Source organism: Paracoccus sp. MC1862 (assembly GCF_016617715.1).
GTDB lineage: Bacteria > Pseudomonadota > Alphaproteobacteria > Rhodobacterales > Rhodobacteraceae > Paracoccus.
Genome location: NZ_CP067225.1, coordinates 2,834,690 through 2,856,113 on the forward strand (window position 1 = coordinate 2,834,690; position 21,424 = coordinate 2,856,113).

Sequence of the window (21,424 nt, forward strand, 5' to 3'; positions counted from 1 at the left end):
TTTCCATGCGAACCCCTCTGATTTCGATGAACCGCCGGTTTCGGCTGCACTCCGGCCCACGCAGCGGGGCGGGGGACAACCTGCTGGCGGCGGCTCTGATGGTCGCCTCGATGGCCGCCTTCGTGTTCAACGATACCGCCATCAAGCTCGTCACCCAGACCCTGCCGCTGTCCGAGGGGATCGCGCTGCGGGGCATCGCTGTCACCGCGATCCTCTGGGTAATCGCGCAGCGGGACGGCGGGGTTGTCTGGTGGCCGAAGGGGCGACGGGATCGTCTCATGCTGTCGCTCAGGACCGTGGCCGAGGTTTCCTCGACCCTCGTCTATCTGCTGGCGCTGCAGCTCATGTCGCTCGGGCAGCTTTCGGCGGTCATGCAGGCGACGCCGCTGCTGATCATGCTGGCGGCGGCCGTCGTCTTCCGCGAGCGGCTGGGCTGGCGGCGGTTGTCGGCCGTGGGGGTCGGACTGGCCGGCGTGCTGCTGATCCTGCGCCCCGGAACCGGCGCCTTCGACGCCTCGGCGCTCCTGGCAGTGGTGGCCGTGGTCCTGATCGTGGTGCGCGACCTGGCCAGCCGCGGCTTCACCCCGGCGGTCAGGTCCAGCACCGTCGCCTTCTACGCCGCGCTTGCCGTCACCCTGGGCGCGCCGCTGACCGGAGAGCTTGGCGACTGGCGTTGGCCGACGGGCGGGGAAGTCATGGGCCTCGCGGTCTCGACCGTGTTCCTGACCATCGGCTACCTGACCGCCGTCGCGGTCATGCGGGTGGGCGAGGTCGGCTTCGTCTCGCCCTTCCGCTACTCCGCCCTGATCTTCGCCTTTCTCGTGGACCTCGCCGTCTTCGGTGTCTGGCCCGCTGGCTGGACCTGGGTGGGCGCCGGGCTGGTGGTGGCGGCCGGCCTTTATTCGATCTGGCGCGAGGCGCGGCTGCAGGACAGGTCCCGCTGATGCGGGCGCAGCTTCTGGGCCTCTGCCGCTTCTCCTATCTCGGCGGGCGGGGCTTTCAGGTCAGGCACGCTTCGATCGAGGAACGGCGGGCCTTCCTTTACGACCCCGAGCGGCTTGCCCGTCGCTGGGCATGGTTCGAGGCGGTGGCGCTTCCCGGCCTGACCGGCCAGACCGATCCCGATTACACCATCGTCATCATGACCGGCCCCGACCTGCCGCAGCCATGGCTGGGCCGGCTGCGCGAAATCGCCGCCGCCCACCCGCAGATCCGGCTGGAGCTGGTGCCGCCGATGGAACATCACCGCGTCGCCTGCGCCCGCGCGATCCATCCCCATGTGGACCCTGCAGCCGACTGGGTCGGGCAGTTCAAGCATGACGACGATGACGGGCTGGCCTTTGACTTCGTGGCCCGCGCCCGCCGCGACCTGCGGCTGCTGATGCCGATGCTGCGGCGGGACGGCCGCGCCTGGTGCGACTACATGAAGGGCGTGATCCTGAAGGCCACCGAAACCGGGATCGAAACCCTGCCGCGTCATGTTCATGCCACCGGCGTGGCGCTGGTCATCTGGCAGCGTCCGGATGCGCGGCAGACCTGCATCGACCATGAGCACTGGAAGATCGGCAGCTACATGAACGGCATGGCCGTCAATGACCGCCCGATGTTCCTGCGGACGGTGCACCACGACAGCGACTCGGGCGCCTTGGGGCCGAACTATCCCTGGTCCGACCTGCCCGCCGACCTTGCGCCCGTGGTCAGGCGCCGCTTCGGCGTGGACCTGCGCGCGCTGGACAGGGCGGCGAAGGCCGCAGCCGTGCCGGGGGCGGACCGGCCGAAATGGGGACGCTGAGCCCCGCGTCATTGACATATGCCCGCGAATCCGCATATACGCCCGGCACCCGACGCGAAAGCGGACGGGAACCCCAGAACCTCAACGGTCGGATTCGGGCACAGCCCTGATCCTCTGGAAATCTTCCCGTCCAGCCCCTGACAGGGTTCGGATGGGTTTGGCGTTTCGCGATGGGCGCGAAAAGCTGTCGAGAAGTGGCGCACCAAGCCCGGGTGCGAGTATCGCAAAGCAAGACGGGGAACCGAATGCCGACGATCCAACAGCTGATCCGCAATCCGCGGCAGCCCAAGGTGCAGCGATCCAAGTCGCAGCACCTGCAGGGAAACCCTCAGAAGCGCGGCGTCTGCACCCGCGTCTACACCACTACGCCGAAGAAGCCGAACTCGGCCATGCGGAAGGTCGCCAAGGTGCGCCTGACCAACGGGTTCGAGGTCATCAGCTACATCCCCGGCGAAAAGCACAACCTGCAGGAACACAGCGTCGTGCTGATCCGCGGCGGCCGGGTCAAGGACCTTCCGGGTGTGCGCTACCACATCCTGCGCGGTGTCCTGGATACCCAGGGCGTCAAAGATCGTCGTCAGCGTCGTTCGAAATACGGCGCCAAGCGTCCGAAGTGAGGTTCTGATCCATGTCCCGTCGTCACGCCGCTGAAAAGCGCGAAGTCCTGCCCGACGCCAAGTATGGCGATCGCGTGCTGACCAAATTCATGAACAACCTGATGGTTGACGGCAAGAAGTCCATCGCCGAGACGATCGTCTACAACGCGCTCGACCGCGTTCAGGGCCGCCTCAAGCGCGAGCCGATCGAGGTCTTCCACGAGGCGCTCGACAACGTGAAGCCTTCGGTCGAGGTGCGTTCGCGCCGCGTCGGCGGCGCCACCTACCAGGTGCCGGTCGAAGTCCGCCCGATCCGCCGCGAGGCGCTGGGCATCCGCTGGCTGATCGACGCCGCCAAGAAGCGCAACGAACACACCATGGAAGAGCGGCTCGCGGGCGAGCTGGCCGACGCGGTGAACGGCCGCGGCACCGCGGTGAAGAAGCGCGAAGACACCCACAAGATGGCCGACGCCAACAAGGCGTTCAGCCACTACCGCTGGTAAGGACCGCGCATCATGGCACGCGTTTACGCTCTCGACCACTACCGCAACTTCGGCATCATGGCCCACATCGATGCCGGCAAGACCACCACGACCGAGCGGATCCTGTTCTACACGGGCAAGAACCACAAGATGGGCGAGACGCACGAAGGCGCGTCCACCATGGACTTCATGGAACAGGAAGCCGAGCGCGGGATCACCATCTCGTCGGCTGCCACCACCACCTTCTGGCAGCGTCAGGAAGACCCGACCAGCGAAGGCACGTCGGAAACCAAGTACCGCTTCAACATCATCGACACCCCCGGCCACGTGGACTTCACCATCGAGGTCGAGCGTTCGCTGGCGGTGCTTGACGGCGCGATCTGCCTGCTGGACGCCAACGCCGGCGTCGAGCCGCAGACCGAGACCGTCTGGCGTCAGGCCGACCGCTATGAAGTTCCGCGGATCGTGTTCGTCAACAAGATGGACAAGATCGGCGCCGACTTCTTCAAATGCGTCCAGATGATCAAGGACCGCACTGGCGGCACTCCCTGCCCGATCGCCCTGCCGATCGGCGCCGAGGACAAGCTGGAAGGCATCGTCGACCTGATCAAGATGGAAGAATGGATCTGGAAGGGCGAGGATCTTGGCGCAAGCTGGGTCCGCCAGCCGGTCCGGGATGAGCTGAAGGACGTCGCAGAGGAATGGCGCGGCAAGATGATCGAACTCGCCGTCGAACAGGACGACGAGGCGATGGAAGCCTATCTCGAAGGCAACGAACCCGACGAGGAGACGCTGCGCCGCCTGATCCGCAAGGGCACGCTGGCGCTGGCCTTCTTCCCGGTCACCGCCGGATCGGCCTTCAAGAACAAGGGCGTCCAGCCGCTGCTGAACGCGGTCATCGACTTCCTGCCGGCGCCGGTCGACGTGCCGCCGCTGATGGGCTTTGCCCCCGATGACGAGACAGAAACCCGCAACATCGAACGCAAGGCCGATGACGCGGCACCCTTCTCGGCGCTGGCGTTCAAGATCATGAACGACCCCTTCGTCGGCTCGCTGACCTTCACGCGCATCTATTCCGGCGCGCTGAAGAAGGGCGACGCGATGCTGAACGCGACCAAGGGCAAGCGCGAGCGTGTCGGCCGGATGATGCTGATGCACGCCATCCAGCGCGAAGAGATCGACGAGGCGTTCGCCGGCGACATCATCGCGCTGGCGGGCCTGAAGGACACCACGACGGGCGACACGCTCTGCGATCCGGCGAAGCCCGTGGTCCTGGAAACCATGACCTTCCCCGAGCCGGTGATCGAGATCGCCGTCGAGCCGAAGTCGAAGGCCGACCAGGAAAAGATGGGCCTCGCCCTTCAGCGCCTGTCGGCCGAGGACCCGTCCTTCCGCGTCGAGACCGACATCGAGTCGGGCCAGACCATCATGAAGGGTATGGGCGAACTTCACCTCGACATCCTCGTCGACCGCATGAAGCGCGAGTTCAAGGTCGAGGCGAATATCGGCGCCCCGCAGGTGGCCTACCGCGAGACCATCTCGACCGAGGCCGAGATCGACTACACCCACAAGAAGCAGACCGGCGGCACGGGCCAGTTCGCCCGCGTCAAGCTGGTCATCACTCCGACCGAACCGGGCGAGGGCTACTCCTTCGAGTCGAAGATCGTGGGCGGCGCGGTGCCGAAGGAATACGTTCCCGGCGTCGAGAAGGGCATCAAGTCGGTCATGGACTCGGGTCCGCTGGCGGGCTTCCCGGTGATCGACTTCAAGGTCGCGCTGATCGACGGCGCCTTCCACGACGTCGACTCCTCGGTCCTGGCCTTCGAGATCGCATCCCGTGCGGCCATGCGCGAGGGCCTGAAGAAGGCGGGCGCCAAGCTGCTGGAGCCGATCATGAAGGTCGAAGTGGTGACGCCCGACGAATACACAGGCTCGATCATCGGTGATCTGACCAGCCGCCGCGGCATGGTGCGTGGCCAGGATACCCGCGGCAATGCCAACGTCATCGACGCGATGGTGCCACTGGCCAACATGTTCGGCTACATCAACAACCTGCGTTCGATGTCCTCGGGCCGCGCGGTGTTCACGATGCAGTTCGACCATTACGAGGCCGTGCCGCAGAACATCTCGGACGAGATCCAGAAGAAATACGCCTGATGCTGCAGGGCGGGATGAAAGCCCCGCCCGCCTTCACCTGACATTCAAGGAGATCTTTGCGATGGCAAAGGCAAAATTCGAGCGCAACAAGCCGCACGTCAACATCGGGACGATCGGGCATGTTGACCACGGCAAGACGACGCTGACGGCGGCGATCACGCGGTATTTCGGCGACTTCAAGGGCTACGACCAGATCGACAACGCCCCCGAGGAGAAGGCGCGCGGGATCACCATCTCGACCACGCATGTGGAATACGAGACCGAGTCCCGCCACTACGCCCATGTGGACTGCCCCGGCCACGCCGACTACGTGAAGAACATGATCACGGGTGCGGCGCAGATGGACGGCGCGATCCTGGTGGTGAACGCGGCCGACGGCCCGATGCCGCAGACGCGCGAACACATTCTGCTCGGCCGCCAGGTCGGCATCCCCTACATGGTGGTCTACCTGAACAAGGTCGACCAGGTGGATGACGAGGAGCTGCTGGAGCTGGTCGAGATGGAGGTGCGCGAGCTGCTCTCCTCCTACGACTATCCCGGCGACGACATCCCGATCGTCAAGGGTTCGGCGCTGGCGGCGCTGGAAGGCCGCGACCCCGAGATCGGCGAGAACTCGATCAAGGCGCTGCTGGCGGCGGTGGACGCCTATATCCCGACGCCGGAACGCGCCATCGACCAGCCCTTCCTGATGCCGATCGAGGACGTGTTCTCGATCTCGGGCCGCGGCACGGTTGTGACCGGCCGGGTCGAGCGCGGGGCGGTGAACGTCGGCGACGAGCTTGAGATCGTCGGCATCCGCCCGACCAAGAAGACGATCTGCACCGGCGTCGAGATGTTCCGCAAGCTGCTGGACCGCGGCGAGGCGGGCGACAACATCGGCGCGCTGCTGCGCGGCGTGGACCGCGACGGGGTGGAACGTGGCCAAGTGCTGTGCAAGCCGGGTTCGGTGAAGCCGCACACCAAGTTCGAGGCCGAGGCCTATATCCTGACCAAGGAGGAAGGCGGCCGCCACACGCCGTTCTTCGCCAACTACCGCCCGCAGTTCTACTTCCGCACCACCGACGTGACCGGGACCGTCAAGCTGCCCGAGGGCACCGAGATGGTGATGCCGGGCGACAACCTGAAGTTCGAGGTGGAACTGATCGCGCCGATCGCGATGGAAGAGAAGCTGCGCTTCGCCATCCGCGAGGGCGGCCGCACCGTCGGCGCCGGCGTGGTCTCGAAGATCCTCGAGTGATCTGAAGCATGGTGCTGCAAGAGAGTGGCCCGTCCCGAAGGGGCGGGCTTTGAATTACTACTTTTAGCTAATTCTATTTAGCCATTTCGGTATACTCAAGTTGATACCCGGAAATGTTTGCCTCGTACAGTTTGACGTTTGCTTTGCGGCAGATGTTCAGCAACTTGGGTAGATGCCTTTTTCTCTCAAACCGCACCCCTATCGTCACACCTGCTACAGTTAGCGGATCGTCGAAATGCACCAGTCCGATCTTAGGGGAAAGCAGCCGCCACTCCCGTTCTTCGCCCCACCTAAGCGTCTTAGTGGAAAGGGCCAACCTAGCTTTTTCTGTGTCCGGCATTCGATCGTTTAAGAAAACAGGCGGAACATCATCGTATGTGACGCGAACTAGCTCAATGTCATTCGGCGTGGATCTTACAAGCCGTTTAAAGCGGTAGGAAATAGTTATTCCGTGAAATTCCCCCGCGTAGTGAGCCCACATCGTTTCGCTCGCACGGCATTCGGAGAAGCTGGCTATTCCGATAGAATCTCGTTCTGCTAGGATGCTGGCCATCCGGCTGCTTTTTCGCGATGATTTCTCGAAGATGGCGCTTTCCCGATGGGTGCCCTCCATAGGGTCATTCAAATTTTTAAATCCCCCGCAGTAGATCTCACTTCTCAATACACAGTTAAATTCCCTCTCCCAATTGTCATCGTTAATTGGCCTGTATCTGTATAATAATTGCGGATATGCGTAGCGTGTCACTTTCCCCATCGGCAAACTTCGTTCCTATTTTGACAACGCTAGACCAAGGGAAATTGTGTAGCAATGTTCTGTTGACACCCGCCCCCGCACCCCTCATAAGCTTCCATCGCTACCGGTCACGCAGAATCGGTTGCATCTGACAGGGCCGCCCGTTATGGGGGCGGCCTTGCAGTTTTTCTAAGGTCCGATGCTGGCGCCGTATGGTGCGACGTCAGCCTCTCGACTGAAATCCCCGACCGAGGGATGCTTTGATGCAAAGCCAGACCATCCGTATCCGGCTCAAGGCGTTCGATTATCGCGTGCTGGACGCCAGCACCGCCGAGATCGTGAACACCGCCAAGCGGACCGGCGCGACCATTCGTGGCCCGATCCCCCTGCCGAACAAGATCGAGAAATTCACCGTCCTGCGTGGTCCGCACATCGACAAGAAGTCGCGCGACCAGTGGGAAATCCGCACGCACAAGCGGCTTCTGGACATCGTCGATCCGACGCCCCAGACCGTTGACGCCCTGATGAAGCTCGACCTCGCCGCCGGCGTGGACGTCGAGATCAAGGTCTGAGGGGGATCGTCATGCGGACTGGTGTTATCGCCAAGAAACTGGGCATGACCCGGCTGTTCCTCGAGGACGGTCGTCAGGTGCCCGTCACCGTGCTGCAGCTGGACAACCTTCAGGTGGTCGCGCAGCGCACCGCCGGGCAGGACGGCTACACCGCGCTTCAACTGGGCGCAGGCGACGCGAAGCCGAAGAACGTGACAGCGCCCATGCGCGGTCACTTCGCCAAAGCCAGTGTCGCGCCCAAGCGCAAGATTGCCGAGTTCCGGGTGTCCGAGGACAACCTGGTCCCCGTGGGCGAGGAAATCATCGCCGCCCATTACTTCGCGGGTCAGTTCGTGGACATCGCGGGCACCTCGATCGGCAAGGGCTTTGCCGGTGCGATGAAGCGGCACAACTTCGGCGGGTTGCGCGCCTCGCACGGCGTGTCGGTCAGCCACCGCTCGCACGGGTCCACCGGCCAGTGTCAGGACCCCGGCAAGGTGTTCAAGGGCAAGAAGATGGCGGGCCATCTGGGCGCGGTGCGCGTCACCACCCAGAACCTGCAGGTCGTCCGCACCGACGCTGACCGTGGCCTCATCATGGTCAAGGGCTCGGTTCCCGGTTCCAAGGGCGGCTGGGTCACGATCAAGGACGCCGTGAAGAAGCCGCAGGCCGAGAACACGATCTACCCGGCCGCGCTGCGGTCGGCCGAGCGTGAGGCCAAGCGTCTGGCCGAGGAAGCCGCCGCCCAGGCCGCTGCCGAGGAAGAAGCCGCGCGTCAGGCCGCGCTTGAGGCCGAAGCCGCCGCGCAGGAAGCCGCGCTGGCCGAAGCTCAGGCCTCGATCGCCGAGGGCGACAGCGCTGCCCCCGAAGGAGACGAGAGCAAATGAAACTCGACGTGATTTCGCTTTCCTCGGGCAAGGCCGGGGACATCGAACTGCCCGACGACATCTTCGGGCTGGAGCCGCGCGCGGACATCCTGCAGCGTGTCGTCCGCTGGCAGCGGGCGAAGGCTCAGGCTGGAACCCATGCCACGCTGGGCAAGTCGGACGTCAGCTATTCGACCAAGAAGATCTATCGCCAGAAGGGCACGGGCGGCGCGCGCCACGGCTCGCGCAAGGCGCCGATCTTCCGCAAGGGTGGCGTCTACAAGGGTCCGACCCCGCGCAGCCACGCCTTCGACCTGCCCAAGAAGGTGCGCGCCCTCGGCCTGCGCCACGCGCTGTCGGCGAAAGCCTCGCGCGGCAAGCTGGTCGTGCTGGAGAACCTGGACCTGGCCGACGCCAAGACCTCAGTCCTGGCCAAGGCGGTCAGGGAGCAGGGCTGGAAGCGCGTCCTGGTCATTGACGGTGCCCAGGTGAACGAGAACTTCGCCCGCGCCGCCCGCAACCTGGAAGGCGTGGATATCCTGCCCTCGATGGGCGCCAACGTCTATGACATCCTCAAGCGCGACACGCTGGTGATCACGCGCGCGGGTGTCGAGGCGCTGCAGGCCCGGCTGAACGGCGCGCAGGCTGCCGCCGCCGATCAAGGAGCGACCGTGTGATGGCTGCGAAACCCGAACATTACGACGTGATCGTCAAGCCGATCATCACCGAGAAGGCGACGATGGCGGGCGAGCTTGCCAATGCCGTCACCTTCGAGGTGCAGAAATCGGCCAGCAAGCCGCAGATCAAGGATGCCGTCGAGGCGCTGTTCAACGTCAAGGTCAAGGCGGTCAACACCGTTTTGACCAAGGGCAAGACCAAGCGCTTCCGCGGCCGCCCCGGCGTCCGCTCGGACGTCAAGAAGGCCTATGTGATGCTCGAGGCTGGCAACAGCATCGACGTGAACACCGGCCTCTGATAAGGGCAACGACTCTGCGGCCCTCGGGATTCTCGGGGGCCGCGGTGCTTTTCGACTGAAACGGACCTTTGGTCCAAGGCAAACGGAAGACAGAAACCATGGCACTCAAGTCGTATAAACCGACGACGCCTGGCCAGCGCGGGCTGGTACTGATCGACCGTTCGGAGCTTTGGAAAGGCCGCCCCGTCAAGACCCTCACCGAAGGTTTGACCAAGACGGGCGGCCGGAACAACACCGGACGGATCACGATGTGGCACAAGGGCGGCGGGGCCAAGCGGCTTTACCGCGTCGTCGATTTCCGCCGCACCAAGCTGGACGTCGCCGCCACCGTGGAACGGATCGAATACGACCCGAACCGCACTGCCTTCATCGCGCTGATCCGCTATGAGGATGGCGAGCAGGCCTATATCCTTGCCCCGCAGCGTCTGGCTGTCGGCGACAAGGTTTTGGCCGCGCGCAAGGCGGACATCAAGCCGGGCAATGCGATGCCCTTCAGCGGCATGCCGATCGGCACGATCGTCCACAACGTGGAGCTGAAGCCCGGCAAAGGCGGCCAACTGGCCCGTTCCGCCGGCACCTACGCGCAGTTCGTGGGACGCGATGGCGGCTATGCGCAGATCCGCCTGTCCTCGGGCGAACTGCGGCTGGTGCGTCAGGAATGCATGGCGACCATCGGCGCCGTGTCGAACCCTGACCATTCCAACCAGAACTTCGGCAAGGCTGGCCGGATGCGGCATCTGGGCGTCCGCCCGACCGTTCGCGGCGTTGCCATGAACCCAATCGACCACCCGCATGGTGGTGGTGAGGGCCGGACTTCGGGCGGCCGTCACCCTGTGACCCCCTGGGGCAAGCCTACGAAGGGCAAGCGCACTCGTTCCAACAAGTCGACCGACAAGTACATTCTGCGGTCGCGCCACGCCAAGAAGAAGGGGCGCTGATCCATGTCACGTTCTGTTTGGAAAGGCCCGTTCGTCGACGCCTATGTCCTGCGCAAGGCCGAAAAGGCGCGCGACTCGGGTCGGTCCGAGGTCATCAAGATCTGGTCGCGCCGTTCGACCATCCTGCCGCAATTCGTCGGCCTGACCTTCGGCGTCTACAACGGGCACAAGCATATCCCCGTGAACGTCAGCGAGGAAATGATCGGCCAGAAGTTCGGTGAATATTCGCCGACGCGGACCTATTACGGTCATGCGGCCGACAAGAAAGCGAAAAGGAAGTAAACCGTCATGGGTAAGGAAAACAATCCGCGCCGCGTGGCGGACAATGAGGCGATGGCGAAGACCAAGATGCTTCGCACCTCGCCGCAGAAGCTGAACCTCGTCGCCGCCATGATCCGCGGCAAGAAGGTGGAAAAGGCTCTGGCCGATCTCACCTTCTCGAAGCGCCGCATCGCGGGCGACGTGAAGAAATGCCTGCAGTCGGCCATCGCCAATGCCGAGAACAACCACAACCTGGACGTCGACCAACTGGTCGTCGCCGAAGCCTGGGTCGGCAAGAACATGGTGCTGAAGCGGGGCCGTCCGCGCGCCCGTGGCCGGTTCGGCAAGATCATGAAGCCGTTCTCGGAAATCACCATCATGGTGCGCGAGATCGACTCAGCGGCCGAGGCCGCGAAGAAGGCGGCGAAGTCGCAGAAGCGCACGGCGTCGAACCGTCAGGCCGAAGTCACCGCCACCCCCGAAGCCGCTGCCGAGGAGCTCGCGTAATGGGTCAGAAGGTCAATCCCATCGGGTTCCGCCTGCAGGTCAACCGCACTTGGGACAGCCGCTGGTTCGCCGAAAGCAAGGACTTCGGCAACCTGCTGCTCGAGGACGTCAAGATCCGCGAGTTCATCCACGATGAAGCCAAGCAGGCCGGCGTCAGCCGTGTCATCATCGAGCGTCCGCATCGCAAGTGCCGCGTGACGATCCATGCCGCCCGTCCGGGCGTCATCATCGGCCGCAAGGGTGCCGACATCGAGACGCTGCGCAAGAAGCTGGCGAACTTCACCGACTCGGAACTGCACCTCAACATCGTCGAGGTCCGCAAGCCCGAGCTGGACGCCCAGCTCGTGGCCGAATCGATCGCCCAGCAGCTCGAACGCCGGGTGTCGTTCCGCCGCGCCATGAAGCGCGCGGTGCAGAACTCGATGCGCATGGGAGCGCTCGGCATCCGCGTCAACGTCGCCGGCCGCCTGGGCGGCGCCGAGATCGCGCGGACCGAATGGTATCGTGAGGGCCGGGTGCCGCTGCACACGCTGCGCGCCGACATGGACTATGCTTTGTCCGAAGCGAAGACCCCTTACGGGATCATCGGGGTCAAGGTCTGGGTCTTCAAGGGCGAGATCATGGAACACGACCCGCAGGCGCACGACCGCCGCGCCGCCGAGGCGCAGGAAGGTCCGGCATCTCGTGGTCCGCGCCGCGACCGCGACGCGCGCTGAGGAGTAGGGAACAATGCTGCAACCGAAACGGACCAAGTTCCGCAAACAGCACAAGGGCCGCATCCACGGCGAGGCCAAGGGCGGGTTCAACCTGAACTTCGGCTCCTACGCGCTGAAGGCGACGGAACCCGAGCGCGTCACCGCGCGCCAGATCGAGGCGGCCCGCCGCGCGATCACCCGCCACATGAAGCGCCAGGGCCGCGTCTGGATCCGCATCTTCCCGGACGTGCCGGTGTCGTCGAAGCCGACCGAAGTGCGGATGGGCAAGGGCAAGGGCTCGGTCGATTTCTGGGCCGCCCGCGTCCACCCCGGTCGGATCATGTTCGAGATCGACGGCGTCGAGGACGAGGTGGCCCGCGAGGCGCTGCGCCTCGGCGCGATGAAGCTGCCGGTGCTTAGCCGGATCGTGCATCGCGAAGATTGGTGATCGGTGGTGTGAACCACGCACCCTGCGACTACGAGAAGCCCTGCCGGAAACGGCGGGGCTTTGCATTGGAGGGACCAGGCTGGCGCTCAAGCTTGTTGCCGCTCTGCTGATCATGTCCGGCGCGGTGTGGATCTCAACATCGCGGCACGGCGAAGTTTCTGCGGACTGCCAAAACGCACAGAGCTCTGTGAATGACGATCCGCACGATCCGGTCTTTCTTGGCTGGCTTGCCTCCTGCGCGAAATAGCACAGGTCCGGGGCGCATCTTTGCTTGCCGCCAAGGCAAATATCGCGTATGCGCAGGCCTTCATCTCGAACTCCACCGGGAATCAGGGTGGCCCAGGCGACTGGGGCCTTCCGGTGATGTTGAAAGGAACGGGCGCATGAAAGCGCAGGAACTGAAAGACAAGACGCCCGAGCAGCTGCGCGAGCAGCTGGTCGCGCTGAAGAAGGAGGCGTTCAACCTCCGCTTCCAGCAGGCCACCGGACAGATTGAATCGACCGCCCGGATGCGCACCGTCCGCAAGGACGTGGCCCGCGTGCTGACCGTCATGAACCAGAAGGCCGCCGACGCGGCCGCGTCGAACTGAGGAGCGGCCCATGCCCAAACGCATCCTGCAAGGCCGCGTTACCAGCGACAAGAACGAACAGACCGTCACCGTTCTGGTCGAGCGCCGTTTCAAGCACCCCGTGCTGCACAAGATCGTCCGCTCGTCCAAGAAGTACCGGGCGCATGACGCCAACAACACCTACAAGGTCGGCGATACCGTGCGCATCATCGAATGCGCGCCGATGTCCAAGACCAAGCGCTGGACCGTCCTCATGAACGAGACGGCAGCCGAGGCCGTTCAGGCCTGAGGAACAACGGCGGGCCGCCCGGCCCGTTGATATAGCGAAACCCTGGGGCCGGGACTGCAACCGGTCCCCAAAGGTCGGGAGCAAACCATGATCCAGATGCAGACCAACCTGGATGTTGCTGACAACTCCGGCGCTCGCCGGGTGCAGTGCATCAAGGTTCTGGGCGGATCGCACCGGCGCTATGCGTCGGTCGGCGACATCATCGTCGTCTCCGTCAAGGAAGCCATTCCGCGCGGCCGCGTGAAGAAGGGCGACGTCCGCAAGGCCGTCGTCGTGCGCACCGCCAAGGAAGTGAAGCGCCAGGACGGCACCTCGATCCGTTTCGACGCGAATGCCGCCGTCATCCTGAACAACCAGGGCGAACCGGTCGGCACCCGCATCTTCGGGCCGGTCGTGCGCGAGCTGCGCGCCAAGAACTTCATGAAGATCATCTCGCTTGCGCCGGAGGTGCTGTAATGGCCGCCAAGCTCAAGAAGGGTGACCGCGTCGTCGTTCTGGCCGGCAAGGACAAGGGAAAGACCGGCGAGATCACGCAGGTGATGCCCAAGGACAACAAGGCGGTCGTGGACGGCGTGAACATCGTGCTGCGCCACACCCGCCAGTCGCAGACCTCGCCCGGCGGCCGCGTTCCAAAGAACATGCCGATCGACCTGTCGAACCTCGCGCTGACGGACGCCAACGGCAAACCGACCCGCGTCGGCTTCCGCATGGAAGGCGACCGCAAGGTCCGCTTCGCCAAGACCACGGGAGACGTGATCTGATGCTGGATCAAGCGACCTATACCCCGCGGCTCAAGGCGGAATACCGCGACCGCATCCGTGCCGCTCTGAAGGAAGAGTTCGGCTACAAGAACGACATGCAGATCCCGCGCCTGGACAAGATCGTCCTGAACATGGGCGTGGGCGAGGCGGTCAAGGACACCAAGAAGGTCAAGCAGGCCGCCGAGGAACTGTCCCTGATCGCCGGCCAGAAGGCCGTCATCACCCATGCCAAGAAGTCGATCGCCGGCTTCCGCGTGCGGGAAGAAATGCCTCTGGGCTGCAAGGTCACGCTGCGCGGCGACCGCATGTATGAATTCTTGGACCGCCTGATCAACATCGCGCTGCCCCGCGTCCGCGACTTCCGCGGCGTCAAGGGTTCGTCGTTTGACGGCCGCGGCAACTATGCCATGGGTCTCAAGGAACAGATCGTGTTCCCCGAGATCGAGTTCGACAAGGTCGACGAAGTGCTGGGGATGGACATCATCATCACCACCAATGCGAAGACCGATGCCGAGGCGAAGGCGCTGCTGAAGCACTTCAACATGCCGTTCAACAGCTGATCGCGCGAGGAAGAACGATATGGCAAAGAAATCCATGATCGAACGTCAGAAGAAGCGCGAGCGGATGGTGGCCCAGTATGCCCCCAAGCGCGCGGCTCTGAACGAAATCATCAACGACCAGTCGAAACCGATGGAAGAGCGCTTCAAGGCCACGCTGAAGCTGGCCGAGCTGCCGCGCAACTCATCGCCGACCCGGCTGAAGAACCGCTGCGAACTGACGGGCCGCCCGCGCGCCTATTATCGCAAGCTGAAGGTATCGCGGATCATGCTGCGCGAACTCGGTTCGTTCGGCCAGATCCCCGGCCTCGTGAAGTCGAGCTGGTAAGGGAGAGGCACAGATGTCGATGAACGATCCGCTCGGCGATATGCTGACCCGCATCCGCAACGCTCAGATGCGCGGGAAATCCACCGTCCGCACCCCGGCCAGCAAGCTGCGCGCCTGGGTCCTGGATGTGCTGAAGGCCGAGGGCTACATCCGCGGCTATGAAGAGGTGACGACCGACGCCGGTCACACCGAAATCGAGATCAGCCTGAAATACTACGAGGGCACCCCGGTGATCCGCGAGTTGGCTCGCGTCTCCAAGCCTGGCCGCCGCGTCTATGCCGGCGCCAAGGCCCTGCCGCAGGTCCGCAACGGCCTCGGCGTCTCGATCGTGTCCACGCCCAAGGGCGTCATGACGGATGCAGCGGCTCGCAACGCCAATGTCGGCGGCGAAGTCCTCTGCACCGTGTTCTAAAGGGGGGGCAGGATGTCTCGGATTGGTAAGAAGCCGGTCGAACTGCCCTCGGGCGTGACGGCCGAAGTCAGGGGCCAGACCATCTCGGTCAAGGGTCCCAAAGGCACGCGGACCTTCACCGCGACGGATGACGTGGACCTGGTCCTGGACGGCAGCACCGTTTCGGTGAAGCCGCGCGGGCTGTCCAAGCGCGCCCGCCAGCAGTGGGGGATGTCGCGGTCGATGGTGGAAAACCTCGTCACCGGCGTGACCACGGGCTTCAAGCGCGAGCTTGAGATCCAGGGCGTCGGCTACCGGGCCTCGATGCAGGGCAAGACCCTGAAGCTGGCGCTCGGCTACAGCCACGACGTCATCTTCGAGGCGCCGGAAGGCGTCTCGGTGAACGCGCCGAAGCAGACGGAGATCGTGGTCGAGGGCATCGACCAGCAGGTCGTCGGCCAGGTCGCCGCCAACATCCGCGGATGGCGGAAACCCGAGCCCTACAAGGGCAAGGGCATCCGCTACAAGGGTGAGCAGGTCTTCCGCAAGGAAGGCAAGAAGAAGTAAGGATCGCGCAAATGGCACTGAACAAGAGAGAGCTGTTCCAGAAGCGCCGCCTGCGCGTTCGGAACAAACTGCGCGAGATGTCCGCTGGACGTCCGCGCCTGTCCGTCCACCGCTCGTCGAAGAACATCAGCGTCCAGCTGATCGACGACGCGCAGGGCGTGACGCTGGCTTCCGCCTCGACCCTGGAAAAGGATCTGGGCTTGGTCGGCAAGAACAACGTCGAGGCTGCGGCCAAGATCGGCGCGGCCATCGCGGAACGCGCGAAGGCGAATGGTGTCGAGGCGGTCGTGTTCGATCGCGGCGGCTTCCTGTTCCACGGCAAGATCAAGGCGCTTGCCGACGCGGCCCGCGAAGGCGGTCTGAAGTTCTAAGCGACTGCGGGTGGCGGTGACGCCACCCCGATGATCCGGGAGCCCTTCGGCTCACCTGGATCGGATCAACCGGCGCGGACCCTGCGCCAGAATGCAAGGGATGCCTCATGGCAGAACGTGATAACCGCGGGGGTCGCCGCGACGACCGCCGGGACCGGGACGAAACCCCGGAATTCGCCGATCGTCTGGTTGCGATCAACCGCGTGTCGAAGACCGTCAAGGGCGGCAAGCGCTTCGGCTTCGCCGCACTGGTCGTCGTCGGTGACCAGCGGGGCCGCGTCGGCTTCGGCAAGGGCAAGGCCAAGGAAGTGCCGGAAGCCATCCGCAAGGCGACCGAGCAGGCCAAGCGCGGTCTGATCCGCGTGCCGCTGCGCGACGGCCGCACGCTGCACCACGACATCGAGGGCCGCCACGGCGCGGGCCGCGTCGTGATGCGGACGGCCGTTCCGGGGACCGGCATCATCGCCGGCGGCCCGATGCGGGCCGTCTTCGAGATGCTGGGCGTGCAGGACGTCGTGGCCAAGTCGCTGGGGTCGCAGAACCCCTACAACATGATCCGCGCCACCCTCGACGGCCTGAAAGCCGAGGCCTCGCCACGTTCGGTGGCGCAGCGCCGCGGCAAGAAGGTCGCCGAGATCCTGCCCTCGCAGGACGCGAAACCCGCCCAAGCCGAGGCCGAACCGGCCATGGCCGAAGCCTGAGGAGAAGCGAGATGGCAACCATCGTCGTCAAGCAGATCGGCTCGCCGATCCGCCGTCCCAAGGAACAGCGCGCGACGCTGAAGGGTCTTGGGCTGAACAAGATGCACCGCACCCGCGAATTGGAGGACACCCCTGCGATCCGCGGCATGGTGAACGCGATCCCGCATCTGGCGAAGATCGTCGAGGAAAAGAACTGATCGACAAGGCCGGGGTTTGCCCCGGCCTTTTCCTTTGATCGCGGGGTCTTACCCCGAGGACAAGGGAACCGATCCCCGGGGTTCCGGCGTTTCGCCACAGCAAAGGAGAAATGCCATGCGCCACCTGAGCCTTTTCGCCGTCCTTGGCGGCACTGCAGTCCTTGCGGCCTGCGCCCAGCCAGCCTCGACCACCACGATCATCGTGCCCCCGGCGGCGACCGAGTGCACCGCCGCCGACTACCAGTCCTATATCGGGCAGCAGTCGCCGGCGATCACCCTGCCGCCTGGCACCGAGTTCCGCCATTATCGCAGCGGCGAGGCCGTCGCCACGGATGTGAACCCGGCGCGGCTGAACTTCGAATATGACCGCAGCGGCCGCCTGGTCGGCGTGACCTGCGGCTGACCCGAAAGCAAACGCCCCGACACTGCCGGGGCGTTTTCCCATTCAGCGCCGGGGCTGCGCCACATAGCGCAGATAGGGCAGGGTCTTGGTGAGTTTGCCGAAGCGTTCTTCGGCCTGCTCGTCGTTCAGCGACAGGGCCACGATCACGTCCTCGCCCGGGTTCCAGTTGGCGGGGGTCGAGATCGGCACCCCGTCCGTCGCCTGCACCGCGTCCAGCGCCCGCAGGATTTCCGCAAAGTTGCGCCCCACCGACATCGGGTAGGTCATCGTCAGCCGCACCCGTCTGTCCGGCCCGATGATGAAGACGCTGCGGACCGTCGCGGTATCCGCCGGCGTGCGGTCGTCAGGCAGCGAGGCATCCGCGGGGAACATGTCGTAAAGCTTGGCAATGGTCAGCGAGGTGTCGTCCGCCATCGCGAAATTCGCGGGGCAGCCCGCGACCGCCTCGATGTCGCGCTTCCATTTGCCGTGGTCTTCCAGGCTGTCCACCGACACGCCCAGGACCTTGGTGTTGCGCTTCTCGAATTCAGGCACCAGTTGCGCCACGACGCCGAATTCGGTCGTGCAGACGGGGGTGAAGTCGCGCGGATGGCTGAAGATGATCGCGTAGCTGTCGCCCATCCAGTCATGGAAGCGGATCTCGCCCTCGGTCGTCCGGGCGGTGAAGTCGGGGGCGATGTCGTTGATGCGCAGGGCCATGGGATGCTCCTTCAAAGCGGCAGGTTGTCGCAGAGATAAGCCCTTGCCGGTAAAATGCCACTGGGCGCGTGAAGGACTCGCCTGCGGAACGCCGGCCGAATCAATCAGATCGTCAGCCTTGCCAACCTTGCGCCGGGAATGACCGGGTGCAACGCTGTGGCCCGACAACAAGCCGGCAAGGGAGAGCGACATGGCCGAACTGGCAGACAAGCGGAAATTCTACATCGATGGCGCTTGGGTGGACCCCGCCGGGGCTCAGGACCTTGAGGTGATCGACCCGACGACCGAGGAGCCTTTTGCCGTCATTTCGCTGGGCGGGCAGGCAGATACCGACCGCGCCGTGGCGGCGGCCAAGGCCGCGCAGCCGGGCTGGGCGGCGACGCCCCCGGCCGAGCGGCTGGGTTTCGCCGAGCGGCTGCTGGAAATCTACAAGCGCCGCAACGACGACGTGGCCCATGCCATGACCTGCGAGATGGGCGCCCCCACCGACATGTCGAAGGGCGACCAGGCCGAGTCTGGCTCGTTCCATATCGAGACCTTCATCAACAGCTTCCGCGACTTCGAGTTCATCCGGCCCCTTGGCTCCCACGCCCCCACCAGCATGGTCGCGTGGGAGCCTGTCGGCGTCGTGGCCCTCATCACCCCCTGGAACTGGCCGATGAACCAGGTCACGCTGAAGGTGATCCCGGCGATCCTGGCGGGCAACAGCGTCGTGCTGAAGCCCTCGGAAATCTCCCCGATCTCGTCCATGGTCTTTGCCGAGATGATCCACGAGGCCGGGCTGCCCCCCGGCGTCTTCAATCTGGTGAACGGCGACGGCGCGGGCGTGGGCACGCAACTGTCCACGCATCCGGACGTGGACATGGTGTCCTTCACCGGCTCGACCCGCGCGGGCATCGCCATCACCAAGGCGGCGGCGGATTCGCTGAAGAAGGTGGCGCTGGAACTGGGCGGCAAGGGCGCGAACGTGGTCTTCGCCGATGCCGACGAGAAGGCGGTGACGCGCGGGACGCGGCATGTCTTCTACAACTCGGGGCAGTCCTGCAACGCGCCAACCCGGATGCTGGTCGAGCGGTCCTTCTACGAGCAGGCGGTCGAAGCCGCCGCTCGCGTGGCCGAGGAAACCACCGTCGGCAGCGCGCATGAAGCGGGCAAGCATATTGGCCCCGTGGTCAGCAAGCAGCAGTGGGAAAAGATCCAGGGGTTGATCCAGACCGGCATCGACGAGGGCGCGCGGCTGGTCGCCGGCGGCCCCGGCCTGCCCGAAGGCGTCAACCGCGGCTATTTCGTCCGTCCCACGGTCTTTGCGGATGTGACCCGCGACATGACCATCTTCCGGCAGGAGATCTTCGGCCCCGTGCTGTCGATCACCCCCTTCGACAGTGAGGAGGAAGCCGTCGAATTGGCCAACGACACGATCTACGGGCTGACCAACTACGTCCAGACGCAGGACGGCGCCCGCCGGAACCGGCTGGCCCGGCAGCTCAAGGCCGGGATGATCGAGACGAACGGCGTGAACCGCGGCCGGGGTTCCGCCTTCGGCGGGGTCAAGGCCTCGGGGCGCGCCCGCGAGGGCGGGGTCTGGGGGCTGGAGGAGTTCATGGACTCCAAGCAGATCTCGGGCTGGGACAACGACGCCTGACCCGGACATGGAGGGCGCCCCGCAGGGCGCCCTTACGGCTCAGCCCTGCGCCGCCCGCTCGGCTTCCAGTTCCTTCATCGCATCCTCCCACAGCACGTCGCCATAGGTCTCCCGCAGGGTTGCCTTGACGATCTTGCCGGTCGCGCCCAGCGGCAGGGTTTCGACAAAGATCACCCGGTCGGGCCGCTGCCAGCGCGGCACCTTGCCGTCATACCAGGAGAGCAGTTCTTCTTCGCTCAGGGCCGACTGCGACCGCCTGATCGCGCAGATCACCGGGCGCTCGTCCCATTTCGGATGCCGGGCGGCAATGGCGGCGGCATTGGCAATCTCGGGATGGCCCACGGCGATGTTTTCCAGATCGACGGTGGAAATCCATTCGCCCCCCGACTTGATGATGTCCTTGGATCGGTCGCGGATCACCATGTAGCCGTTCGGGTCGATGGTGGACACGTCGCCGGTGCCGAACCAGCCGTCCCAGGTCAGGGCGGATTTCTCATGCCCGAAATAGCTGTCCAGCACCCAGTGGCCGCGGATCTGCAACTCGCCCTCGGTCGTGCCGTCATTGGGCAGGACGCGGCCCTCGGCATCGACGATCCGCAACTCGGCCCCATAGGGGGGGCGGCCCTGGCCGTTGCCGATGCGGTCCTGTTCCTCGAAGGGCAGCGACAGGTGCTTGGCCAAGGGCGCGTTCAGCGTGCCGAGCGGGCTCGTTTCCGTCATTCCCCAGGCATGGATCAGTTCGACGCCATAGCGGTCGCGGAAGGCCGCGCGCATCGACGGCGGCAGGGCCGAGCCGCCGACGACCGTGCGCTTGAAGGTGGTGGGCTTCTCGTCCATGCCGTCCAGCGCGATCAGCAGCCCCAGCCAGATCGTCGGCACCCCGGCCGCCAGCGTCACGCTTTCGTCGATGATCAGCCGCGCGAGGCTGTCGCCGTCCAGCCTCGGCCCCGGCATCACCAGCCGCGCGCCGACGGCGGCCGAGGCATAGGGGATGCCCCATGCGTTGACGTGGAACATCGGCACGACCGGCATGACCGAATCCGTGGCCCCGATCCCCAGCCCGTCGCGGTTGTTGACGCAAAGCGCGTGCAGCAGCGTCGAACGGTGGGAGTAAAGCACCCCCTTGGGATCGCCGGTCGTCCCCGAGGTATAGCAGAGCGACGAGGGCGAGGTTTCATCGACCTCGGCAAAGGGCGCGGCGGGATCGCCCTCGACCAGCAGCTCGTCGTGGAACAGAAGGCCCGGCAGTTGCGCGGCCAGTTCCTCGTCGCGTCCGCCCAGCAGGACGATGCCGGTCAGCGTCGGCAACTGGTCGCGGACCGAGGCGATCAGCGGCACGAAGGTCCGCTCGATGAACAGGATGCGGTCGGCAGCATGGTTGACGATATAGACCAGTTGCTCGGGCGCGAGCCGGGGGTTCAGCGTGTGGCAGACCATCCCCATGCCCGGCACGCCGAAATACAGTTCCAGATGCCGCCGGTTGTTCCAGGCAAGCGTCCCCACCCGGTCCCCCGGTTGCAGCCCCCGCGCCCGCAGGGCCGATCCGATCCGGTGCGCGTTGGCGGCGACCTCGGCCCATGTGGTCCGCTCGAATCCGCCTTCGGTCAGGGCCGAGACGATCTCGGTGTCGCCGTGATAGCGCGCGGCGTGGTCGATCAGCGAACCGACGCTCAGCGGCTGGTGCATCATCTGGCCAAGCAGCATGGTTTC

At 64.9% G+C, this 21,424-nt stretch carries 30 protein-coding genes and 1 pseudogene; 28 read left to right on the forward strand and 3 right to left on the reverse strand.

Annotated features, from left to right (window positions below):
* Nucleotides 1–26 precede the first annotated feature (26 nt).
* The 6 genes from JGR78_RS13990 (at nt 27) to tuf (ending at nt 6,264) form a co-directional block, all read left to right on the forward strand.
* Nucleotides 27–944: a DMT family transporter gene (locus JGR78_RS13990; RefSeq protein WP_234450759.1), complete on the forward strand. Its 918-nt coding sequence runs from the start codon at nt 27–29 to the stop codon at nt 942–944.
* A complete protein-coding gene (locus tag JGR78_RS13995; protein WP_182791571.1) occupies nt 944–1,792 on the forward strand; it encodes a glycosyltransferase in 849 nt (282 codons plus the stop codon). The genes JGR78_RS13990 and JGR78_RS13995 overlap by 1 nt, the downstream gene beginning before the upstream one ends.
* 245 nt (nt 1,793–2,037) lie before the next feature.
* The gene (gene rpsL / locus JGR78_RS14000) at nt 2,038–2,409 is read left to right on the forward strand and encodes a 30S ribosomal protein S12 (protein ID WP_036707536.1); all 372 of its coding nucleotides are present in this window, start codon (nt 2,038–2,040) and stop codon (nt 2,407–2,409) included.
* A gap of 11 nt (nt 2,410–2,420) precedes the next feature.
* Nucleotides 2,421–2,891, forward strand: a complete 471-nt coding sequence (rpsG, locus tag JGR78_RS14005) for a 30S ribosomal protein S7 (protein WP_182791572.1) — start codon at nt 2,421–2,423, stop codon at nt 2,889–2,891.
* Between the two features lie 12 nt (nt 2,892–2,903).
* Nucleotides 2,904–5,027 carry an elongation factor G gene (gene fusA, locus JGR78_RS14010; protein WP_182791573.1) on the forward strand — a complete coding sequence of 708 codons (2,124 nt, stop codon included), beginning with the start codon at nt 2,904–2,906 and terminating at the stop codon, nt 5,025–5,027.
* Between the two features lie 61 nt (nt 5,028–5,088).
* Nucleotides 5,089–6,264 (forward strand): elongation factor Tu, encoded by a 1,176-nt coding sequence (tuf, locus tag JGR78_RS14015; RefSeq protein ID WP_182791574.1) that lies wholly within the window; start codon nt 5,089–5,091, stop codon nt 6,262–6,264.
* A gap of 73 nt (nt 6,265–6,337) precedes the next feature.
* Here tuf and JGR78_RS14020 read toward each other — a convergent pair whose 3' ends face one another.
* Entirely contained in the window at nt 6,338–6,877 is a 540-nt protein-coding gene (locus JGR78_RS14020) for a DUF2971 domain-containing protein (RefSeq protein WP_182791575.1), read from the reverse strand.
* A gap of 383 nt (nt 6,878–7,260) precedes the next feature.
* On the opposite strand from JGR78_RS14020, the gene rpsJ reads away from it, so the two are divergent.
* The 21 genes and pseudogenes from rpsJ to JGR78_RS14125 all read left to right on the forward strand — a co-directional run bounded on the left by rpsJ (nt 7,261) and on the right by JGR78_RS14125 (nt 17,373).
* The gene (gene rpsJ / locus JGR78_RS14025; protein WP_182791576.1) at nt 7,261–7,569 is read left to right on the forward strand and encodes a 30S ribosomal protein S10; all 309 of its coding nucleotides are present in this window, start codon (nt 7,261–7,263) and stop codon (nt 7,567–7,569) included.
* Nucleotides 7,570–7,580: 11 nt separating this feature from the next.
* On the forward strand, nt 7,581–8,435 hold the full coding sequence (rplC, locus tag JGR78_RS14030; RefSeq protein WP_182791577.1) for a 50S ribosomal protein L3: 855 nt from the start codon (nt 7,581–7,583) through the stop codon (nt 8,433–8,435).
* Complete coding sequence (gene rplD, locus JGR78_RS14035) at nt 8,432–9,091, forward strand: 50S ribosomal protein L4 (protein WP_182791578.1); 660 nt, start codon at nt 8,432–8,434, stop codon at nt 9,089–9,091. The genes rplC and rplD overlap by 4 nt, the downstream gene beginning before the upstream one ends.
* Complete coding sequence (locus JGR78_RS14040) at nt 9,091–9,390, forward strand: 50S ribosomal protein L23 (protein ID WP_182791579.1); 300 nt, start codon at nt 9,091–9,093, stop codon at nt 9,388–9,390. The genes rplD and JGR78_RS14040 overlap by 1 nt, the downstream gene beginning before the upstream one ends.
* 98 nt (nt 9,391–9,488) lie before the next feature.
* Nucleotides 9,489–10,328: a 50S ribosomal protein L2 gene (gene rplB, locus JGR78_RS14045; RefSeq protein WP_182791580.1), complete on the forward strand. Its 840-nt coding sequence runs from the start codon at nt 9,489–9,491 to the stop codon at nt 10,326–10,328.
* A gap of 3 nt (nt 10,329–10,331) precedes the next feature.
* Nucleotides 10,332–10,610 carry a 30S ribosomal protein S19 gene (gene rpsS / locus JGR78_RS14050; protein WP_182791581.1) on the forward strand — a complete coding sequence of 93 codons (279 nt, stop codon included), beginning with the start codon at nt 10,332–10,334 and terminating at the stop codon, nt 10,608–10,610.
* 6 nt (nt 10,611–10,616) lie between these two features.
* Nucleotides 10,617–10,994: pseudogene (rplV, locus tag JGR78_RS14055) on the forward strand (50S ribosomal protein L22); the annotation flags it as partial.
* Between the two features lie 101 nt (nt 10,995–11,095).
* On the forward strand, nt 11,096–11,812 hold the full coding sequence (gene rpsC, locus JGR78_RS14060; protein WP_182791583.1) for a 30S ribosomal protein S3: 717 nt from the start codon (nt 11,096–11,098) through the stop codon (nt 11,810–11,812).
* A 13-nt stretch (nt 11,813–11,825) separates the two neighbouring features.
* Nucleotides 11,826–12,239, forward strand: a complete 414-nt coding sequence (gene rplP / locus JGR78_RS14065) for a 50S ribosomal protein L16 (RefSeq protein ID WP_182791584.1) — start codon at nt 11,826–11,828, stop codon at nt 12,237–12,239.
* 383 nt (nt 12,240–12,622) lie between these two features.
* The gene (gene rpmC / locus JGR78_RS14070) at nt 12,623–12,829 is read left to right on the forward strand and encodes a 50S ribosomal protein L29 (RefSeq protein WP_182791585.1); all 207 of its coding nucleotides are present in this window, start codon (nt 12,623–12,625) and stop codon (nt 12,827–12,829) included.
* A 10-nt stretch (nt 12,830–12,839) separates the two neighbouring features.
* Nucleotides 12,840–13,097, forward strand: coding sequence for a 30S ribosomal protein S17 (gene rpsQ / locus JGR78_RS14075; protein ID WP_182791586.1), 258 nt, complete (start codon nt 12,840–12,842; stop codon nt 13,095–13,097).
* An 87-nt stretch (nt 13,098–13,184) separates the two neighbouring features.
* Complete coding sequence (rplN, locus tag JGR78_RS14080) at nt 13,185–13,553, forward strand: 50S ribosomal protein L14 (RefSeq protein WP_182803341.1); 369 nt, start codon at nt 13,185–13,187, stop codon at nt 13,551–13,553.
* The gene (gene rplX / locus JGR78_RS14085) at nt 13,553–13,858 is read left to right on the forward strand and encodes a 50S ribosomal protein L24 (protein WP_182791587.1); all 306 of its coding nucleotides are present in this window, start codon (nt 13,553–13,555) and stop codon (nt 13,856–13,858) included. Before rplN ends, rplX begins: the two co-directional genes overlap by 1 nt.
* Nucleotides 13,858–14,418 carry a 50S ribosomal protein L5 gene (gene rplE / locus JGR78_RS14090; protein ID WP_182791588.1) on the forward strand — a complete coding sequence of 187 codons (561 nt, stop codon included), beginning with the start codon at nt 13,858–13,860 and terminating at the stop codon, nt 14,416–14,418. Before rplX ends, rplE begins: the two co-directional genes overlap by 1 nt.
* 19 nt (nt 14,419–14,437) lie before the next feature.
* Nucleotides 14,438–14,743, forward strand: coding sequence for a 30S ribosomal protein S14 (gene rpsN / locus JGR78_RS14095; RefSeq protein WP_182791589.1), 306 nt, complete (start codon nt 14,438–14,440; stop codon nt 14,741–14,743).
* Between the two features lie 13 nt (nt 14,744–14,756).
* The gene (gene rpsH, locus JGR78_RS14100; protein WP_182791590.1) at nt 14,757–15,155 is read left to right on the forward strand and encodes a 30S ribosomal protein S8; all 399 of its coding nucleotides are present in this window, start codon (nt 14,757–14,759) and stop codon (nt 15,153–15,155) included.
* Between the two features lie 12 nt (nt 15,156–15,167).
* Nucleotides 15,168–15,701 carry a 50S ribosomal protein L6 gene (gene rplF / locus JGR78_RS14105; RefSeq protein WP_182791591.1) on the forward strand — a complete coding sequence of 178 codons (534 nt, stop codon included), beginning with the start codon at nt 15,168–15,170 and terminating at the stop codon, nt 15,699–15,701.
* Between the two features lie 11 nt (nt 15,702–15,712).
* Nucleotides 15,713–16,072: a 50S ribosomal protein L18 gene (gene rplR / locus JGR78_RS14110; protein WP_182791592.1), complete on the forward strand. Its 360-nt coding sequence runs from the start codon at nt 15,713–15,715 to the stop codon at nt 16,070–16,072.
* Nucleotides 16,073–16,179: 107 nt separating this feature from the next.
* Nucleotides 16,180–16,773 (forward strand): 30S ribosomal protein S5, encoded by a 594-nt coding sequence (gene rpsE, locus JGR78_RS14115; RefSeq protein WP_182791593.1) that lies wholly within the window; start codon nt 16,180–16,182, stop codon nt 16,771–16,773.
* A gap of 11 nt (nt 16,774–16,784) precedes the next feature.
* A complete protein-coding gene (gene rpmD / locus JGR78_RS14120; protein WP_182791594.1) occupies nt 16,785–16,970 on the forward strand; it encodes a 50S ribosomal protein L30 in 186 nt (61 codons plus the stop codon).
* A 115-nt stretch (nt 16,971–17,085) separates the two neighbouring features.
* Nucleotides 17,086–17,373 (forward strand): hypothetical protein, encoded by a 288-nt coding sequence (locus JGR78_RS14125; RefSeq protein WP_182791595.1) that lies wholly within the window; start codon nt 17,086–17,088, stop codon nt 17,371–17,373.
* A 42-nt stretch (nt 17,374–17,415) separates the two neighbouring features.
* Here JGR78_RS14125 and JGR78_RS14130 read toward each other — a convergent pair whose 3' ends face one another.
* Nucleotides 17,416–18,072 carry a peroxiredoxin gene (locus tag JGR78_RS14130; protein WP_182791596.1) on the reverse strand — a complete coding sequence of 219 codons (657 nt, stop codon included), beginning with the start codon at nt 18,070–18,072 and terminating at the stop codon, nt 17,416–17,418.
* A gap of 199 nt (nt 18,073–18,271) precedes the next feature.
* Here JGR78_RS14130 and JGR78_RS14135 point away from each other — a divergent pair, with 199 nt between their 5' ends.
* Nucleotides 18,272–19,714 (forward strand): aldehyde dehydrogenase family protein, encoded by a 1,443-nt coding sequence (locus tag JGR78_RS14135; protein WP_182791783.1) that lies wholly within the window; start codon nt 18,272–18,274, stop codon nt 19,712–19,714.
* 39 nt (nt 19,715–19,753) lie between these two features.
* Here the strand turns inward: JGR78_RS14135 and JGR78_RS14140 are convergent, their stop codons facing one another.
* The gene (locus JGR78_RS14140) at nt 19,754–21,418 is read right to left on the reverse strand and encodes a long-chain fatty acid--CoA ligase (RefSeq protein ID WP_304612827.1); all 1,665 of its coding nucleotides are present in this window, start codon (nt 21,416–21,418) and stop codon (nt 19,754–19,756) included.
* Between the last annotated feature and the right edge of the window lie 6 nt (nt 21,419–21,424).

Bases quoted from the DNA above. Each gene is read 5' to 3' on its own strand.
- rpmC (WP_182791585.1), top strand. From the start codon at position 12,623: ATGAAAGCGCAGGAACTGAAAGACAAGACGCCCGAGCAGCTGCGCGAG.
- rpsN (WP_182791589.1), top strand. From the start codon at position 14,438: ATGGCAAAGAAATCCATGATCGAACGTCAGAAGAAGCGCGAGCGGATG.
- JGR78_RS13995 (WP_182791571.1), top strand. From the start codon at position 944: ATGCGGGCGCAGCTTCTGGGCCTCTGCCGCTTCTCCTATCTCGGCGGG.
- fusA (WP_182791573.1), top strand. From the start codon at position 2,904: ATGGCACGCGTTTACGCTCTCGACCACTACCGCAACTTCGGCATCATG.
- JGR78_RS14040 (WP_182791579.1), top strand. From the start codon at position 9,091: ATGGCTGCGAAACCCGAACATTACGACGTGATCGTCAAGCCGATCATC.
- rplE (WP_182791588.1), top strand. From the start codon at position 13,858: ATGCTGGATCAAGCGACCTATACCCCGCGGCTCAAGGCGGAATACCGC.
- JGR78_RS14020 (WP_182791575.1), bottom strand. From the start codon at position 6,877: ATGGAGGGCACCCATCGGGAAAGCGCCATCTTCGAGAAATCATCGCGA.
- rpsS (WP_182791581.1), top strand. From the start codon at position 10,332: ATGTCACGTTCTGTTTGGAAAGGCCCGTTCGTCGACGCCTATGTCCTG.
- rpsQ (WP_182791586.1), top strand. From the start codon at position 12,840: ATGCCCAAACGCATCCTGCAAGGCCGCGTTACCAGCGACAAGAACGAA.
- JGR78_RS13990 (WP_234450759.1), top strand. From the start codon at position 27: ATGAACCGCCGGTTTCGGCTGCACTCCGGCCCACGCAGCGGGGCGGGG.
- JGR78_RS14125 (WP_182791595.1), top strand. From the start codon at position 17,086: ATGCGCCACCTGAGCCTTTTCGCCGTCCTTGGCGGCACTGCAGTCCTT.
- tuf (WP_182791574.1), top strand. From the start codon at position 5,089: ATGGCAAAGGCAAAATTCGAGCGCAACAAGCCGCACGTCAACATCGGG.
- rplD (WP_182791578.1), top strand. From the start codon at position 8,432: ATGAAACTCGACGTGATTTCGCTTTCCTCGGGCAAGGCCGGGGACATC.
- JGR78_RS14130 (WP_182791596.1), bottom strand. From the start codon at position 18,072: ATGGCCCTGCGCATCAACGACATCGCCCCCGACTTCACCGCCCGGACG.
- rpmD (WP_182791594.1), top strand. From the start codon at position 16,785: ATGGCAACCATCGTCGTCAAGCAGATCGGCTCGCCGATCCGCCGTCCC.
- rplB (WP_182791580.1), top strand. From the start codon at position 9,489: ATGGCACTCAAGTCGTATAAACCGACGACGCCTGGCCAGCGCGGGCTG.
- rplX (WP_182791587.1), top strand. From the start codon at position 13,553: ATGGCCGCCAAGCTCAAGAAGGGTGACCGCGTCGTCGTTCTGGCCGGC.
- rpsL (WP_036707536.1), top strand. From the start codon at position 2,038: ATGCCGACGATCCAACAGCTGATCCGCAATCCGCGGCAGCCCAAGGTG.
- rpsH (WP_182791590.1), top strand. From the start codon at position 14,757: ATGTCGATGAACGATCCGCTCGGCGATATGCTGACCCGCATCCGCAAC.
- rplR (WP_182791592.1), top strand. From the start codon at position 15,713: ATGGCACTGAACAAGAGAGAGCTGTTCCAGAAGCGCCGCCTGCGCGTT.
- rpsE (WP_182791593.1), top strand. From the start codon at position 16,180: ATGGCAGAACGTGATAACCGCGGGGGTCGCCGCGACGACCGCCGGGAC.
- JGR78_RS14140 (WP_304612827.1), bottom strand. From the start codon at position 21,418: ATGCTGCTTGGCCAGATGATGCACCAGCCGCTGAGCGTCGGTTCGCTG.
- rpsC (WP_182791583.1), top strand. From the start codon at position 11,096: ATGGGTCAGAAGGTCAATCCCATCGGGTTCCGCCTGCAGGTCAACCGC.
- rpsJ (WP_182791576.1), top strand. From the start codon at position 7,261: ATGCAAAGCCAGACCATCCGTATCCGGCTCAAGGCGTTCGATTATCGC.
- rpsG (WP_182791572.1), top strand. From the start codon at position 2,421: ATGTCCCGTCGTCACGCCGCTGAAAAGCGCGAAGTCCTGCCCGACGCC.
- rplP (WP_182791584.1), top strand. From the start codon at position 11,826: ATGCTGCAACCGAAACGGACCAAGTTCCGCAAACAGCACAAGGGCCGC.
- rplF (WP_182791591.1), top strand. From the start codon at position 15,168: ATGTCTCGGATTGGTAAGAAGCCGGTCGAACTGCCCTCGGGCGTGACG.
- rplC (WP_182791577.1), top strand. From the start codon at position 7,581: ATGCGGACTGGTGTTATCGCCAAGAAACTGGGCATGACCCGGCTGTTC.
- rplN (WP_182803341.1), top strand. From the start codon at position 13,185: ATGATCCAGATGCAGACCAACCTGGATGTTGCTGACAACTCCGGCGCT.